At 64.8% G+C, this 16,696-nt stretch carries 14 protein-coding genes; 8 read left to right on the plus strand and 6 right to left on the minus strand.

The features are described from left to right. Positions 1–79: 79 nt before the first annotated feature. Both ACT6QG_RS05745 and ACT6QG_RS05750 read right to left on the minus strand, forming a co-directional pair. A complete protein-coding gene (locus ACT6QG_RS05745; RefSeq protein ID WP_444976615.1) occupies positions 80–1,699 on the minus strand; it encodes a gamma-glutamyltransferase family protein in 1,620 nt (539 codons plus the stop codon). Positions 1,700–1,715: 16 nt separating this feature from the next. Beyond that, positions 1,716–2,387 (minus strand): TetR/AcrR family transcriptional regulator, encoded by a 672-nt coding sequence (locus tag ACT6QG_RS05750; RefSeq protein ID WP_444976616.1) that lies wholly within the window; start codon positions 2,385–2,387, stop codon positions 1,716–1,718. Between the two features lie 135 nt (positions 2,388–2,522). On the opposite strand from ACT6QG_RS05750, the gene ACT6QG_RS05755 reads away from it, so the two are divergent. Next, complete coding sequence (locus tag ACT6QG_RS05755) at positions 2,523–3,746, plus strand: amidase (protein WP_444976617.1); 1,224 nt, start codon at positions 2,523–2,525, stop codon at positions 3,744–3,746. 4 nt (positions 3,747–3,750) lie between these two features. On the opposite strand, the gene ACT6QG_RS05760 is transcribed toward ACT6QG_RS05755, so the two are convergent. After that, positions 3,751–4,662 carry a LysR family transcriptional regulator gene (locus tag ACT6QG_RS05760; protein ID WP_444976618.1) on the minus strand — a complete coding sequence of 304 codons (912 nt, stop codon included), beginning with the start codon at positions 4,660–4,662 and terminating at the stop codon, positions 3,751–3,753. A 128-nt stretch (positions 4,663–4,790) separates the two neighbouring features. Between ACT6QG_RS05760 and ACT6QG_RS05765 the strand changes: the two genes are divergently transcribed. The 6 genes from ACT6QG_RS05765 to ACT6QG_RS05790 all read left to right on the plus strand — a co-directional run bounded on the left by ACT6QG_RS05765 (position 4,791) and on the right by ACT6QG_RS05790 (position 12,572). Continuing rightward, the gene (locus ACT6QG_RS05765; RefSeq protein WP_444976619.1) at positions 4,791–6,395 is read left to right on the plus strand and encodes an ABC transporter substrate-binding protein; all 1,605 of its coding nucleotides are present in this window, start codon (positions 4,791–4,793) and stop codon (positions 6,393–6,395) included. A 2-nt stretch (positions 6,396–6,397) separates the two neighbouring features. Then, positions 6,398–7,423, plus strand: coding sequence for an ABC transporter permease (locus ACT6QG_RS05770; RefSeq protein ID WP_444976620.1), 1,026 nt, complete (start codon positions 6,398–6,400; stop codon positions 7,421–7,423). A 32-nt stretch (positions 7,424–7,455) separates the two neighbouring features. Further along, positions 7,456–8,367 carry an ABC transporter permease gene (locus tag ACT6QG_RS05775; RefSeq protein ID WP_444976621.1) on the plus strand — a complete coding sequence of 304 codons (912 nt, stop codon included), beginning with the start codon at positions 7,456–7,458 and terminating at the stop codon, positions 8,365–8,367. Between the two features lie 2 nt (positions 8,368–8,369). Continuing rightward, positions 8,370–10,001: a dipeptide ABC transporter ATP-binding protein gene (locus ACT6QG_RS05780; RefSeq protein ID WP_444976622.1), complete on the plus strand. Its 1,632-nt coding sequence runs from the start codon at positions 8,370–8,372 to the stop codon at positions 9,999–10,001. Next, entirely contained in the window at positions 9,991–11,817 is a 1,827-nt protein-coding gene (gene atzF / locus ACT6QG_RS05785; RefSeq protein ID WP_444976623.1) for an allophanate hydrolase, read from the plus strand. Before ACT6QG_RS05780 ends, atzF begins: the two co-directional genes overlap by 11 nt. A 275-nt stretch (positions 11,818–12,092) precedes the next feature. Further along, entirely contained in the window at positions 12,093–12,572 is a 480-nt protein-coding gene (locus tag ACT6QG_RS05790; RefSeq protein WP_444976624.1) for an energy transducer TonB family protein, read from the plus strand. 99 nt (positions 12,573–12,671) lie between these two features. On the opposite strand, the gene ACT6QG_RS05795 is transcribed toward ACT6QG_RS05790, so the two are convergent. The 3 genes from ACT6QG_RS05795 to ACT6QG_RS05805 form a co-directional block, all read right to left on the minus strand. Beyond that, positions 12,672–13,907, minus strand: a complete 1,236-nt coding sequence (locus ACT6QG_RS05795; RefSeq protein ID WP_444976625.1) for an ArsB/NhaD family transporter — start codon at positions 13,905–13,907, stop codon at positions 12,672–12,674. 143 nt (positions 13,908–14,050) lie between these two features. Next, positions 14,051–14,890, minus strand: a complete 840-nt coding sequence (locus ACT6QG_RS05800; protein ID WP_444976626.1) for a polyphosphate kinase 2 family protein — start codon at positions 14,888–14,890, stop codon at positions 14,051–14,053. A 301-nt stretch (positions 14,891–15,191) separates the two neighbouring features. Then, positions 15,192–15,770 carry a hypothetical protein gene (locus tag ACT6QG_RS05805; RefSeq protein WP_444976627.1) on the minus strand — a complete coding sequence of 193 codons (579 nt, stop codon included), beginning with the start codon at positions 15,768–15,770 and terminating at the stop codon, positions 15,192–15,194. A 436-nt stretch (positions 15,771–16,206) separates the two neighbouring features. Between ACT6QG_RS05805 and ACT6QG_RS05810 the strand changes: the two genes are divergently transcribed. Continuing rightward, positions 16,207–16,476 carry a YMGG-like glycine zipper-containing protein gene (locus ACT6QG_RS05810; protein WP_444976628.1) on the plus strand — a complete coding sequence of 90 codons (270 nt, stop codon included), beginning with the start codon at positions 16,207–16,209 and terminating at the stop codon, positions 16,474–16,476. The last annotated feature ends 220 nt before the right edge of the window (positions 16,477–16,696 follow it).

Genomic DNA, 16,696 nt, shown 5'->3' on the forward strand with positions numbered 1-16,696 from the left:
CCGGTAGGCCGCATCCAGCATGAAGAAGGCGCGCGTGAGTGTTCCGCGCGCCTTCTTCATGTCTGGCATCAGGGGTGGGTCAGAACGCTGCCGCCTGTCCATCCCGGCGCGGGTCGCTGGCCAGCACATAGGCTGCATCATCACCCGGCTGACGCCAGATGAACTGGCCGGCGCCGAAATTCTCATAAGGGTTTGCATCCACATTCAGCACATGGCCGCGCGCGGCAAGGGCGCTGAGGGTGGCGCGGGGCATGGTGGCCTCGATATCCAGATCCAGCCCGGCATTGAAGCGCCAGCGCGGGGCATCGCAGGCGGCCTGCGGGTTCAGCCCGTGGTCCAGCATGCGCGAGAGCACCTGCACCTGCCCCTGCGGCTGCATGTTGGCGCCCACCACGCCAAAGCTCATCACCGGTGCGCCGGCGCGGGTGAGGAAGCCGGGAATGATGGTGTGGAAGGGGCGCTTGCGCGGCGCCACCACATTGGGGCTGGCGGGGTCCAGCACGAAGCCATGGCCCCGGTTCTGGAGCGAGAGCCCCCATTCCGGCAGCACCACGCCGGAGCCGAAGCCATTGAAATTGCTCTGGATGAAACTCACCATCATGCCAGAGGCATCGGCCGCGGAGATATAGATGGTGCCGCCTTTCACCGGGTTTCCGGGGGCGAAGGGCCGGGCATGGCGCATGTCGATCAGGCGGGCGCGCCGGGCGAGATAGGCGTCATCCAGCAGGTCTGCCGCATCCAGCTCCATGGATGCGGGATCGGCCACATAGCGATAGACATCGGCAAAGGCGAGCTTCACCGCCTCGATCATCAGATGATGGGCATCCGCGCCATCCATCTCATGGGCGGTAAGATCGAACTGCCCGAGAATGCCAAGGGCCATGAGGGCGGTGAGCCCTTGCCCGTTCGGCGGAATCTCGTGGAGGGTATAGCCGCGATAGGTGCGGGAGACGGGCTGCACCCATTCCGGGGCGCAGGCGGCCATATCCGTGGCCGTGAGCGCTGCCCCATGGGTGCGGGCGGCCGCCTCCAGCGCGGCGGCAATCTCGCCCCGGTAGAAAGCCTCCCCTTTTGTTTCCGCAATGGCGCGCAGCGTGCGCGCGGCGCCCGGCAGGCGGAAGCGCTCTCCCACATCCGGGGCGCGGCCATGGGGCAGGAAGGTTTCGGCAAAACCGGGCTGGCCGGCAATGGCCGGCTGGCGGGCCGCCGCCGCCCATTTGGCCTGAATGACAGGAGGCACGGCCGAGCCGTGCTCCGCAATCTCCATGGCCGGCTCCAGCAGATCGGCAAAGGGCAGGCGGCCGAAACGCTCCCAGAGGGCGACCCAGCCGCCAACCGCGCCCGGCACGCTCACCGCATCCCAGCCGCGCTGGGGCGGGCGCCGGGCATCGGCGCCATAGCGGCTTTTGAAATAGTCCGGCGTCCATGCCGCCGGGGCGCGGCCAGAGGCATTGAGGCCATGCAGCTGCCGGCCATCCCACAGAATGCAGAAGGCATCCGAGCCGAGGCCGTTATTGTTCGGCTCCAGAATGGTCATGGCAGCGGCGGCGGCAATGGCGGCATCCACCGCATTGCCCCCTTTCAGCAGCATGCGCAGCCCTGCCTGGCTGCCCAGCGGGTGAGAGGTGCTCACGCCATTATTGCCGAATACCGGCAGGCGGCGGGAGGCATAACCGGCAGTCCAGTCAAGGGAGGGCATGTGAGGATCCAGGGCTTCAGGGCAAAGAGGAGGAGTTGCGCGGAGCGGTGAGCCAGGTGCACACCACATCCGCCACCTGCGCGCGGCGGCCGGTGAGCCATGCGGCATCGCCAAGATCCTGCGCGAACAGCACCGAAAGCGTCTCGCGCTGGGCGACATGGGTGATGCACAGCGCCAGAATGGTGAGATAGAGATCCATCGCAGGCGGGCGAATGGTGAATATCCCCGCCGCCACGCCACGCTCCAAGAGCGCTTCGATCATGTCCATGAGCGGTTGCGCGCGGGTGCGGATTTCCGGCATGTCGCGCGCAAATGTTGCGCCCGACATGTTCTCGTTGCGGATGATGGCGACGAATTCCGGCGTATCGTTCATATAATCGAAGGTGAATTCCACCAGCCGCCTCAATCCTTCCAGCGGGGGGGCGGCGGTCAGGTCCAGCCCCTGTTCCAGCGTGCGGATATGCGTGTAGGTGTCTTCCAGAACCGCGCGATACAGGCCGTTCTTGTTGCCGAAATAGCGGTAGAGCATCTGCACATTGGTGCCGGCATTGGCGGCGATGCGCTCCACCCTTGCGCCGGAAAAGCCGTCTCTGGCGAAGGAGGCGCGGGCGGCATCCAGAATATGGGTGCGGGTGGCGGCGGCATCACGCCTGCGTGCGGAAGAGGGGGGCGTTGCGGTTGTTTTCACCGGGAATGCTCAATGTTCTGCAGGCGCGGAAGGGGTGGATCTGGTGCGGCGTTTTCAGTATGCAAAAATTTACTTACATGATATTGCGATCAGGGAATAGCCCGTTTTCCTCTTCAGCCAGAGATTGGAACCGCCATGTCCGCACCACTCGGCCCCACGGCCTCCTCCCCTGCCAGCGGCGTTGAAGATGGTGTCGGCGCTTTCGTGCCGGGGCCGCGCGTGCATGTGGCGGGCGTGCCGGGCGGTCCCCTGTCCGGGCTTCGCTGCGCGGTGAAGGATGTTCTGGATGTGGCTGGCACGGTGACCGGAAACGGCAATCCGCAATGGGCCCGCACCCATGCGCCCGCCACCCGGCATGCCGCCTCTGTGGCACGGGTTCTGGCGGCGGGAGCCGATGTGGTGGGCAAGACCATATCGGATGAGCTGGCCTATTCGCTGACAGGGGAGAATGCCCATTATGGCACGCCCCTGAACAGCGCCGCGCCGGAACGGGTGCCGGGGGGCTCTTCCAGTGGCTCGGCGGCGGCGGTTGCAGCCGGGCTGGTGGATTTCGCGCTGGGGTCTGACTGTGGCGGCTCCGTGCGGGTGCCGGCCAGCTATTGTGGCCTGCTGGGCATGCGCCCCACCCATGGCCGGGTACCGGAAGAGGGGATCGCCCCTTTCGCCCCGAGTTTCGATTGCGTGGGCTGGTTTGCCCGGAAGGCGGATGTCTTCGCCGCGGTTGGTGAGGTTTTGCTGGGCGGGAAAATGACGCTCCCTGCCGCTCCCCGCCTGATCCTTGCGACAGATGCCTTCAATCTGCTGACGGATGATGCGCGGGCAGCCCTGCGCCCGGCGCTGGCGCGCGTGGAGGCGCTGGCCGGGCAGGCCGGGCCGCTGGTGGTCTCACCGGACGGGCTGGCCCTGTGGTCCGCCGCTTTCCGCACGCTTCAGGCCGCGGAAATCTGGGCGAGTGTGGGGGCATGGGTGGAGGAGGTGAAGCCGCAGTTCGGCCCCGGTGTCCGGGAGCGTTTCGAGGCGGCGGCGCATCAGGACCCCGCGGCGATCGCGGCGGCGCAAATGGTGCGGCAGGCCGTGCGGGCGCGCATGGATGCCCTTCTGCCCACGGACACATTCATGCTGCTGCCCTCCACGCCGCGCATCGCCCCCCTGCGGGGGTCGGCAGCGGCGGAAACAGAGGTGACATATCGCCATCTGGCCATAAACCTGCTGTGCATTGCCGGGCTGGCCGGCCTGCCGCAGATCTCCATGCCGCTGGCCATGCTCGATGGCGCTCCGTTCGGCCTGTCCATCGTTGGGGGGCGGGGAAGCGATCTGGAGCTTCTGGCGCTGGCCACACGCATCTGCACCACCCCCTGAGGGCTCAGACGATTTCCGGCCCGTATCTGGCTTTCAGCGCCGCCGCAAGGCTCAGGGCGAAGCGGGCTGAAGCCACGGGCAGGGAGCGCCCGCGCCGCTGGCCCAGAATGAGGCTGCCTGCCGGCACGTCGCGCGCCGAAATGGGCCGGAAAACGAGAGAGCCATCGCCGGGGGCCTGCAGGCCAATGGGAATCTGAAACCCCAGAAGCTGCTCATGCAGCACATAATTGCGCATATATTCGAAGCTCTCCGTCTCGATGACCGGAGAGACCTGCCGCGATCCCTTGCGGGCCGCAAAATCGAGAAGGTGGCGCACCCCATAGCGCGCGGATGGGGCGATATGGGGTGTATCCAGACAATCCCGCAGGCGCAGCTCGGCCTTCTGTGCCAGTGGATGGCTGGCCGCCATCACCGCATGCACGGTCTGCGGCACGATCTGGATCACCTCAAAATCCACCAGATAGATGGGCTCGAACACCAGCGCCAGATCACTGTCATAGGTTGCCAGTTCCTGCTCGGCCTCGGCCCTGTCCCGCACCTTCACGGAGAAGGTCACGCGCGGATGTTCGGCGCGATAGGCGGCGATCTGCTCGGGCAGGAAATAGGGCAGCAGCGCCTGCGAACAGGCCAGGGAGACATGGCCGCGCCGCTCTCCGGTCAGGTCCGCCACCTGCCCCTGCACCCGGGCCAGGTCTGAAAGGGTGGCGCGATAATGGTGCAGCAGCAGCTCGCCCGCCGGGTTCAGCCGCACACCGCCGGGCAGACGCTCGAACAGTTCCGAGCCGAACTCTTCCTCAAAGCCGCGAATCCGCCGGTTCAGGGCCGATGCGGTGATGTTCATATCCTCCGCCGCACGCCGCATGGAGCCCGCTCGGGCGACAGCCTCAATCAGGCGGAAGGTCTGCAAGTGCTTCATGATGTGTGATTTTATGGAGGCGTTGCATAAAATGCAACGGGTCGGTGAAATGATAGCAATTTATCGAACGCGTGTCCGGGCGCAGGGTTAGGTCAACACCACTTCCCTTTGCTCAGATGAGGCACGGCATGTCTTTCTCCCGGCGTGATTTCCTGAAGACCACTGGCGTTCTGCTCGGCGCGCTGCCTCTGGCCCGTGCCATTCCCGCCTCCGCAGCCCCGCGTGACACGCTGGTGGCAGTCATCAGCCAGACCATCAACAGTCTCGATCTGCACCGCGTGGGCACCAATCGCGCCAGCTATCAGGTGGCGGTGAACTGCTATGACCGCCTTGTGACCTTCGGCAGCAAGACATTGCCGAGCGGCGAGCTCTCCTATGACTATGCGAAGATCGAGCCGGAACTGGCCGAAAGCTGGACCATCTCCGATGACGGCAAGGTGCTCACCTTCAAGCTGAAGAAGAATGCGGTGTTCTTCGATGGCACGCCCGTCACCGCCCATGATGTGAAATGGTCGTTCGATCGCGCCGTTTCGGTTGGCGGCTTTCCCACCACACAGATGAAGGCCGGCGGCTTCGAGCGCCCCGACCAGTTCAAGGCGCTGGATGACGAGACCTTCCAGATCACGCTCGATCGCGCCTCGAAGCTCGCCCTGCCGGATCTGGCCGTGCCGGTGCCCTTCGTCATCAACTCCCGGCTCGCCAGGCAGCATGCGACGGCGGAAGACCCGTGGGCGACCGAATATCTGCACAAGAACACCATCGGCTCCGGTGCGTTCAAGGTGACGCGCTGGGACAATGGCCAGCAGATCGTGCTGGAGCGCAATGACAAGTGGGTTGGCGGGCCCTTGCCCTCCGTGCGCCGGGTCATCATGCGGGAGGTGCCTTCCACCGCCACCAGCCGCGCGCTGATCGAGCGGGGCGATGTGCAGGTCGCCTTTGACATTCCCGACAAGGACGCCGCCGAGCTGGCCAGCAAGGTCACCGTCTATTCCACCCCCATCGAGAACTGTCTGCATGTGCTGGCGCTGAACACGAAGTTCGAGCCCTTCCGGGACGCCAATGTGCGCAAGGCCGTGGCCTATGCCGTGCCTTACGAGGCGATTTTCAAGACCGCCGCCTTCGAGCGGGGCGCGCCCATGTGGGGCGGGGCCGGTGAGGTGAAGAGCATCGCCTGGCCGCAGAAGTCGCCTTATGACACGGACCTTGAGAAGGCGAAGGCGTTCATGGCGAAGTCCGGCTTTGCCAATGGTTTCGAGACCACCCTTTCCATCGCCACCGATCTTTCGGCATGGATGGAGCCGACCGCGCTGCTCATTCAGGAGGCGCTGGCCAAGATCGGCATCAAGACGACCATCGAGAAGATTCCGGGCGCGAACTGGCGTACCGCCTCGCTGGTGGAAAAGCGCCTGCCGCTGCATCTGGAAAACTTCGGCGGCTGGCTGAACACGCCGGATTACTACTTCTTCTGGGCCTATCAGGCCGGCCACCTGTTCAACTCCTCCAACTATGACAATCCGGAGGTGAACAGGCTGGTGGACGAGACCCTGCACATGTCCATGAGCGATCCCGAATATGCCCCGAAGATCGAGCGCATCATCGACATCGTGTTCGAGGATCTGCCGCGCATCCCGCTCTGGCAGCCGGCGCTCAATGTCGCGCTCAACGGGGCCAGCGGGTACGAGTTCTGGTTCCACCGCCAGCTCGACCTGCGCACGCTGAAGCTGGAGGACTGAGCATGGCAGGGCGTTCCGCGGCAATTCTCGGGCGCATCGCGCAGGCGGTGCCGGTCATCATCGGGGTGGTGGTGATCTCCTTCATCCTCACCCGCGCCCTGCCGGGAGACCCGGCGGTGCAGTTTGCAGGGCTGGCCGCAACGCCCGAATCCATCGAGCAGGTGCGGGTCAAGCTTGGCCTCGACAAGCCCCTGCCGGAGCAGTTCCTCATCTATGTGGGGCAACTGGCGCAGGGTGATCTTGGGCAATCCGTCGCCACCGGCAGGCCGGTGGCGGAGGATCTGGCCAGCCGGCTTCCGGCCTCGCTCGAACTCACCCTGGTGGCGCTGGCGCTCTCCTGCCTCATCGCCATTCCGCTGGGGGTACTGGCCGCCACCCGGCCGGGAAGCTGGGTGGACCAGCTTTGCCGGCTGCTGGTGACGGCGGGTGTCTCCCTGCCCACCTTCTTTACCGGCCTCGTGCTGGTCTATGTCTTCTATTATCTTCTGGGCTGGGCGCCTTCCCCCCTTGGCCGGCTGGATTTCGTCTATATCGAGCCGGAACGGGTCACGGGCTTCTTCCTCATTGATGCCGCTCTTGCGGGCGACGGGGAAACATGGACGGGCGCGCTCAAGCAGCTCATCCTGCCCGCCGTCACGCTGATGCTGTTCACGCTGGCCCCCATCGCCCGCATGACCCGCGCGGCCATGCTCTCCGCCCTCTCGGCAGATTATGTGCGCACAGCGAAGGCGGCGGGGCTGGGCACGCGGCAGGTGCTGTTCACCTATGCCTTCCGCAATGCCCTGCTGCCGGTGGTGACCACGCTCGGCATGGTGTTCTCCTTCGTGCTCGGCGCCAATGTGCTGGTGGAGAAGGTGTTCGCCTGGCCCGGCATCGGCTCCTATGCCGTGGAGGCGCTGGTGGCCTCCGATTATGCGGCGGTGCAGGGCTTCGTGCTCACCATGGCGCTGCTGTTCGTGGCCCTCAATCTCATCATCGACCTTGCCTATTCGGCCATCGACCCGCGCTTCGGCACGGGTGCCCGATGAACGCGCAACCCGTCACGGAAAGGAAAGGCCCCATGGCGACACTGATCGACGCCCCCGCGGCCTCCGCGCAACCGCCCAAGGCGGCCCCTGTTGCGGTGAAGTCCGGCGTGCTGGCGCATACCCTTTATGTCCTGCGCGAAAACCCGGTCACCGCGCTCTCCTTCGGCCTGTGCGCCTTCTTCATCGCCTCGGCGGTGGTGGGGCCATATCTCGTGCCCTATGATCCTCTGGCGACCAATTCGGCGATGTCCCTCCAGCCGCCTTCCGCGGCCCACTGGTTCGGTACGGACAATCTGGGGCGGGACGTGTTCAGCCGGGTGATCGTGGCGACACGGCTGGATCTGGTCATCTCGGTGGCGGCGGTGGCGCTGTCCTTCGTCATCGGCTCCCTCATCGGGGCGGTGGCGGGCTATCGCGGCGGCTGGCTGGATACGGTGCTGAACCGCGGGCTCGACATCATCATGGCCTTTCCGCTGTTCGTGCTGGCCATGGGCATCGTGGCGGCGCTGGGCAATTCGGTGGCCAACATCATCTATGCCACCGCCATCATCAATGTTCCCTTCTATGCCCGGGTGGTGCGCGCCGAGGTGAATATCCGCCGCGAGGCCGGCTTCACCCAGGCCGCCAAGATCGCCGGAAACTCGGATGCCCGGGTGCTGGCCTTCCACATCTTCCCCAATGCCCTGCCGCCGATGATGGTGCAGGTGTCGCTGAATCTCGGCTGGGCCATCCTGAATGCGGCGGGCCTGTCCTTCATCGGTCTTGGCGTGCGCCCGCCCACCCCGGAATGGGGGATCATGGTGGCCGAGGGGGCGAACTATATCGTCTCCGGCGAGTGGTGGCTCGCCTTCTTCCCCGGCCTGTGGCTGATGCTGGCCGTCTTCACCTTCAACCTGATGGGCGATGGTCTGCGTGACATCGTCGATCCGCGCCGGAGGACCTGAACATGCTCTCGGTCAAGGATTTCTCGGTTTCCTTCCGCACGCGGAGGGGTGAGGTCAACGCGGTCAAGGGCATCAGCTTCGAGCTGGCCAAGGGAGAGCGGCTGGGCATTGTGGGGGAGAGCGGCTCGGGCAAGTCCGTCACCTCCTATGCGCTGATGCGCATTCTGGATGCGAACGGGCGGATCAAGGCGGGCGATGCGGTCTATTCCGGCATCGACCTGCGCCGGGCCAGCGAAAGCGAGATGCGGGACATTCGCGGCCGGGAGATCAGCATGATCTTCCAGAACCCGCGCGCCGCGCTCAACCCCATCCGCAAGGTGGGGCACCAGATCGAGGATGTGCTGCGCCGGCACAATCAGGCCAGCAGCCATGATGCGCGTGAAAAGGCCATTGCCGCGCTGGAGGCGGTGAAGATCAATGATGCGGAAAAGCGCTATGACGCCTATCCGTTCGAGCTTTCCGGCGGCATGTGCCAGCGCATCGTCATCGCCATCGCGCTGGCCTGCAACCCCAAGCTGCTGATCGCCGACGAGCCGACCACCGGCCTCGACATCACCACCCAGAAGGTAGTGATGGATCTGGTGGATGATCTGGTGCGGGCGCGCGGCATGTCCTCCATCCTCATCACCCATGATCTGGGCCTCGCCTCCGATTACTGCGACCGCATCGTTGTGATGAAGGACGGGCTGATCGTGGAGGAGGGGGCGCCAGAGGTGCTCTTCACCCGGCCCGAGCATCCCTATACCCGCAAGCTGGTGGACGCCACGCCCCGGCGCGACGCCACCCTGCGCGCCCTGTTGCCGGAGGATGAGCGCCGCCCGCTCGCGCCCCACACCGTCAGCGCGACGCCCCTGCTGGAGGTGAACAATCTGCGCAAGACCTATCAGGGCAAATCCGGCCCCGTGCATGCGGTGAAGGGGGTGAGCTTCACCGTGCATCAGGGCGAGAGCGTGGGCCTTGTGGGCGAGAGCGGCTGCGGCAAGTCCACCACCTCTGCCATGCTGGTGCGGTTGCTCGATCCCACCTCCGGACAGATCCTGTTCAAGGGGCAGGACATTGCCGAGATGCCGGCCGCGGGCTTTGCCCGCAACCCCCTGCGCGGGCGTATCCAGATGGTGTTTCAGGATGCCACCGACAGCCTGAACCCGCGCCACACGGCCCGCCAGTCCATCGCCGAGCCGCTCAAGCGCATGGGCACGTTGCGCGGGAAGGCGCTGGAAGCGCGGGTGGAGGAGCTGGCCCATCTCACCGGCCTGCCGCCCCATCTGCTGGACCGCTTCCCGCACCAGCTTTCGGGCGGACAGAAGGCGCGTGTCGGCATCGCCCGCGCCATCGCCCCCGAGCCCGACTTTCTGGTGCTGGATGAACCCACGGCGGCGCTCGATGTCTCCATCCAGGCGGTGGTGCTCAACCTGCTGGCAGACCTGCGGGCCCAGCTTGGCATGAGCTATCTGTTCGTCAGCCATGATCTCAATGTGGTGCGGCTGCTGTGCGACCGGGTGATCGTGATGAAGGGTGGCGAGATCGTCGAGGCCGGCCCGACCCCGGAGGTGATGGACCATCCCCGCCACCCCTACACAAGAGAACTCCTTTCCGCCGCCCCCCAGCCTCCGGAGCGCCAAAATGCAGCGTGATCCCTCCCTTTCCGCCGCCTTGCGCGAAGCATCCCCGGCGCTGGCGCAGCTGCCCTTCACCCTTGCGGCCCTGCGTGCGGCCTATGCCGCGGGTACGCGCCCCGAGGATGTGGTGGCCGAGGCCTTTCGCCGGCTCGATGCGGTGGATGATCCCGGCATCTTCATTCATGAGGCGCGCGAGACAGCACTGGCCGCCGCCCGGGCCCTGGGGCGGCCGGATGGACGCCCGCTCTGGGGCATTCCCTTTGCGGTGAAGGACAATATCGATGTGGCCGGCATGCCCACCACTGCCGCATGTCCGGATTTTGCCCATACACCCCAGCAGGATGCGTTTGTCGTGGCGCGTTTGCGGGCGGCCGGGGCCATCATTCTGGGCAAGGCCAATCTGGACCAGTTCGCCACCGGCCTTGTGGGCCTGCGCACGCCCTATCCCGCGCCACGCAATGCGGTGGACCCGGCCATCGTGCCGGGGGGCTCGTCTTCCGGCTCGGCGGTGGCCGTGGCGCAGGGCATTGCTGTCTTTTCGCTGGGAACGGATACGGCCGGCTCCGGCCGGGTGCCGGCCGCGCTGAATGACATTGTGGGCCTCAAGCCCACGCTGGGTGCATTTTCCGCGACCGGCGTTGTGCCGGCCTGCCGTTCGCTGGATACCATCTCGATCTTCGCACAAAGCGTGGCGGATGCGTGGGAGGTGTTCGGCATATGTGCGGCGCATGATCCGAAGGATGCCTATTCGCGCGAACTGCCGCCGCAGCGCCTTTCCCACCTGCCGCCCTCCGTGCGCATTGCCGTGCCGGATGAGGCCAGCCTGCGCACTTTCGGCGATGCGGTGCAGGCCGAGCATTTCCGCACCACCATTGCCCGCCTGCGTACGTCCGGTGCAGTGGTGATGGAGATCGACTTCACGCCGTTCCATGACATTGCGGCCATGCTCTATAACGGCCCATGGGTGGCCGAGCGCATCGCCGCCGTGGGCGCGCGCCTGCAGGAAAAGCCGGAGACTCTCCACCCCACCACCCGGGCCATTCTGGAAGGCGGGCTGCATTTCACCGCCGTGGATGCCTTCAGGGCGCAATACAGGCTGGCGGAGCTGCGCGCGCGGTGTGAGGAGGAAATGGCGGATGCGCATTTCATCTGCGTGCCCACCATTCCCCGTTTCGTCACCTGCGCCGAGGTGGAGGCAGACCCCATCGGGCCGAATTCCCAGCTTGGCACTTATACCAATTTCGTGAACCTGCTGGACATGTGCGGTCTGGCCGTACCCACCGGGCCGCGTGCCGATGGCCGCCCGGGCAGCCTCACCATTCTGGCCCGCAAGGGGGAGGATGCGAAGGTGGCGGCGCTGGCGCTGGCTGTGGAGCATGGGGGGGATGCGGGGCAGGCGAGCTATGCCGAAGGTGCAGGAGCCGATGAAATCGCCCTTGCCGTATGCGGTGCGCACATGTCCGGCCTGCCGCTGAATGGAGAGCTGACGGCTCTGGGCGCGCGCTTTCTGCGCGCCAGCCGCACCGCGCCGCTCTACAGCCTTTATGCATTGCCCGGCGGCCCGCCGGAGCGCCCCGGTCTCATCCGCACCGGAAAGGGCAGGGGGGAAGCGATTGCGCTGGAGGTCTGGGCGCTGCCCCGTGCCGCTTTTGGCACATTCATGGCTGGCATCCCGGCACCTCTCGGCATTGGCTCGCTGCTGCTGGAGGATGGCGCGCTGGTGAAGGGGTTCATCTGCGAACCCCATGGCATAGAGGGCGCCGTGGATGTGACGCAGACCGGTGGCTGGCGCGCCGCGCTTCTCTCCGGCAAGGTCGGCGCGCGGGTCTGAGCGTCACCATCAGGCACCAGGCCGGGCAGCGGGAAGGATGCTGCCCGGCCTTGCGCATGCTGAGGGCGCATGCAGAGGGTGTGGGCGCGTTTCAGCACTTCCGGGCAGGGACGTGCGGTTTCGGAATGGGTCCAAAGTAATGCCGGTGCGCAGTTTCTTTGTGCTGGCCTATACCCGGTACAGGCAAAAATGCTCTATGGCCTGCGGTCTGAAGATGTGAAGCAGATGCCTGCATCTTGCGCGCTCACCCTCTTGCCAGCAGGAAGACTGGACGCATGAAACCTTGTGCCCTCAAATTCATCGCTGCCGCTCTGGTCGCCATGCCCGTGGCTGGCCTTGCCGCCCCCGGCATGTCTCCGGCTCTGGCCCAGCCGCCGGTGTGGGAGCCGGAGGGGCCGCAGGTGAAGAACCAGCAGGAGTGGCTCGCCCATTTGCAGGGCCAGCTCAACCGCATGAAGCGCCTGCCGCCCGAGCTGATCGGCGTGCTCAAGCCCGGCCCCTACAAGGTGGTGCTGGGGTTCGAGGTTGACCCCGTGGGGCAGGTTTCCGGCGTTGCCATTCGTGAAAGCTCCGGCCAGCCGGCGCTGGATGAGGCGGCGCAGAGAACGGTTCTGAGCATTGCCCCGCTGCCGGCCTTCACCGCGGACATGAAGCAGCAGGCCCAGCAGTTCCGCCTGCCCATGGTGTTTGTCGTGCCCGAACTGGAAAAGCCTGATGCGCAGGCCGGTACCGGCGCGCCATCGCCGAGGCAATAGGGGCTCGATGCATCGCCCCGGGCGGTGACAATGCTGCGCGGAACAAAAAAGGCGGCGCCGGTGACAGCGCCGCCTTCTGATATGGAAAAGCGCCAGCCCTCAAGCGCCGATCAGGATCCACACCGCCGCCATCAGCATGCAGGCGATGGTGACCGGAACGCCCGCTTTGGCAAACTCGCCAAAGGAGATGCGGATGCCGCAGGCGGCGGCCTGTTCCACCACGATGATGCCGGCAAGGCTGCCAAACACGATGAGGTTGCTGGAAAAGCCCGTGCCCAGCGCAATGGCCGCGCCCAGCGCGTTCGCCTCCGCGCCGGGGGTGAGATAGGGCACCAGAAGCATCACCGCCGGATTGTTGCCGACAATATTGCTGAGCGCTCCGCTGACGATGAACAGCGAGATCGGATCATTCAGATTGATCCCGGTTTCGCGCAGATCGTTCAGCAGGATCTGCGGCAGGCCCGTGGCGGCCATGGCGGCATTCACCACGAACAGGCCCATGATGAGCAGCAGCAGGTTGCCATCCACATGCTTGAGCATGTCGGAGGAGGAAATCTGGCGGTTTATGAGCAGGACGCCGGCGGCGGTGAGGGCGATCAACTCCCGCGGCCACGGGCTGATGACGAAGGCAATGATGACGATGGCGGTCACCACCCCCGCCTTGATGGTTTCCTTGATGTCCAGCACCGGGGCATAGGCCGGGCTTGGGGCATTGGCCCCGGCCGATTGCGGCAGTTCCCACTTGCCACGATACATGAAGGCGACCACGGCCCACACGACGAACAGGGAGAGCAGCGCCGGCAGGCCGGCCACCTTCAGGAAGCCGACAAAGGACATGTCCAGCGCCTGCGCGGCAATCATGTTCTGCGGGCTGCCGATGAGCACGCCGGAGGAGCCGGAATTGGCGGCAAAGCAGAAGGCCAGAAGAAAGGGAACGGGATTGAGCCCGCGCGCCAAAGTGAGCGATACCAGCAGCGGGGTCATCGCCACCACCACCACATCATTGGTCAGCAATGAGGACAGCACGCCGCTGACGACGATGAGAACCGCCAGAAGGGCCGGGGAATTGAGCGGAAGGGTAGCCACGCGCTGCGCTGTCCAGGCATAGAAGCCGGACACGACAAAGGCCGCCGAAACCACCATGAGCCCGAACAGCATGCCAACGCTGCGATAATCGATGGCATCCCATGCCGCCTTCGAGGAGATGGAGCCAAAGGCCATCATGGCCAATGCGCCGACAACGGCCGCACCGGTGCGGTCTACCTTGAAGCCCGGCAGCTTGCCGAAGCCCATGGCGATGTAAACCAGAAGAAAAATGGTAAGTGTGGCGTCCATGAACCCGGCCGAAGTGCTGGCGGCCTGCACATGGGCAGGCCGGTGGGCGAAGGCCGAGGGCCTTGCCTGCTTGTTTCAGGATGCGACAGGGCGCGGGCTGCCCTGACAGCCCGCGCCAAGATGCATGTTACTTGATCTTGAGCTTACTTGATCTTGTTCGCCTCAGCGGAATGATATTCCTTGCGGATCTGGTCCAGATCCACGGTCGGCTGGGGCAGCTTCATGTTCAGGTCCTCGAGGGACTTGCGCACGATATGGGAAACCGCAAGGTTGCGGAACCACTTGTGGTTGGAGGGGATGACATACCAGGGCGCATCCTTGGTGGAGCACTTTTCCAGCATGTCCTCATAGGCATCGCTGTACTTGTCCCAGAAGGAGCGTTCCTTGTAATCGGCATCGCTGATCTTCCACTGGCGGGTCGGGTCATCCAGACGCTGGCGGAACCGCTCAAGCTGCTCTTCCGGGGAGATGTAGAGGAAGAACTTGAGGATGGTCACATTGTGCGCGGTGAGCATCTTCTCGAAATCGTTGATCAGCTCATAGCGGCCGGACCAGACCGACTTCGGCACCAGATCATGAACACGCACCACCAGCACGTCTTCATAGTGCGAGCGGTTGAAGACCGCGACCTGACCCAGCCCCGGCACATGGGGATGCACGCGCCAGAGGAAGTCGTGCGCGGACTCTTCCGGTGTCGGCTGCTTGAAGCCGGTGACGGCGGTGCCCTGCGGGTTCATGGCGGAGAGCACATGCCAGCAGGTGCCATCCTTGCCGGCGGCATCGATGCCCTGGAGCACGATCAGCAGGGAGTGCTTCTTCTCGCCATACATGTCGCGCTGGAGTTCGGTCAGCCGCTTGGAATTGGCGGCGAGATCTTCCTTCGCGTGGTCTTCGGACTTGTAGTCACCATGGAAGCTGGCGTCGATGTCTTTCAGGCGGATACGGCTGCCTGGCTTGACGATCAGTTTCTGGCGGAGGCCCATCCTCGTTCTCCATCATTCGAACGGGTTTCATGACAATCATGCCTGTTCATCAGGCATGATACGGGCGGGCATTGAATGGATAATGACGGGATGCAGATCCCGCTTCGACAGCTTCTTCCCGGATCTTCCGGCGCTGCCCTGATGCGCCTTCCGAATTGTGCGGGACCAAGCGTGCTGTGTGCGCAGGTTCTGGCCGAAGAGGAGCTGTCAGGCCGAAGGGGCGACAGTCTTCCAGAAGGTCTGTTCCTGTGGGACGAACATGGGGACGCCGGGGCGGGGTTCCGGCCCGGCGTCCGGGGTATCAGCGGGTGACAGCCACCGCGATGGACTGCTGGAAGGTGACCTGAAGCAGCTCGCCGATCTTGAGCTCCTTCAGCTTGGCCTTCTGCTCGTCATTCTTGGTCTGGACATTGTAGACGCGGCCTTCAGGACCACGCAGGGTCAGCTCGCCATCGGCAACGTCAAGGCGAACGATCTCGCCGGTGAGACGGATGGTGTCGATGACCTCGCCGGCGGGAGGCGCATTCTCGGGAGCCGTGCCAACGGCCTGTGCGATCTCGATGCCGATGCCCTGGCCTTCTTCCGGCTTGGCAATGTCAACCACGACAGCATCGGTCTGGGTGAGGACGATGTTGTCGCCCACCTTGATCTCGTCGAACTTCTTGATGACCGGGCCAGCATGTACGGTGAAGATTGCGCCTTCCGGGCCCTTCAGGACAACCTGATGGGTTTCGGCGTCAACCGCGATCACGGACGCCTTGACCTGGCTCACCGCCACTTCGGCATCTGCCGCAACCGGCTGGGCGAAGGCGGAAACAGTGCTGAGCATAGCAGCGCCGGTAATCATGGTCAGGCGTGTAGCGATCTTTTTGAAAGTCATGCTGAAGTCTCCCTGCTGCCTTTCGCGCTGTTGCATGAGCAAGGGCTGGAAAGGAACCAAATTGAGGACCAGTGATGATGGGCCTTCCAGGCTGGCCGTGACATGCCAGACTGACCATTCCACACTATTTGAGGTTGTGACATGAGTCACGCCCAGCTGGTAGAATAGTCGTCCTGCGCGCCGACGCCAGTCTATTCTGCCGCCTTTTCCGATACATCCACGGCCTTGGGGACACAGTGCATATGCCCTGTGGGAGATGCGCCTGTAGGCTGTGGGCGAAATGGTTAATCCCATGTTATAGAGGCGTGTCACCAGATGCGCCCTGCATCTGGTTATCGTGTCATGTCGCGGGTTTCCGCCGGGTCTCGCACCGGGGAGATTCGTGTCTTCTGTTGGATCGCCCCGGCCATGGGGTTTCGGGCAAGGGAGAAGATGGATGAAAGCGGCTATCATCGTGGGAGCGCTCGCGCTCGCCCTGGCCGGGTGCAGTGAGAATTCTCGCAGGGACCGCGCGGTTGGCGGCGGTCTCATCGGCGCCGGTACCGGTGCGGCCATTGGCGGTCTGGCAGCGGGCAGCGGCACGGGCGCTCTCGTTGGCGGCCTGATCGGCGCCGGCACCGGTGCCATCATCGGCGCCGAGACCACTCCGAAGAACTGCTGGGCGCGTGACCGCTACGGCAACGCCTATCGCGTCGCCTGCCCCTGATACGGGTTCTGGCGAAAAATTGTTTAGGGTAACGTTATGGTTACCCGACTCAGACCAAATCGCCTGACTCCAAGTTGACTTCCAGGCGGGGCAGCCATGCTGCCCCGCCATTTTTTATGGCCGGCCCTGCCGCCCGCCCCGCAGGAATGCGGGAACCCTTTGCAGGGTCCGTGCGTTGCACCACCAGAAGAGAAGATCATCAGGCCGGAGCGGCCCTGGA

It is taken from the genome of Haloleucobacter ellipsoideus (assembly GCF_052491725.1).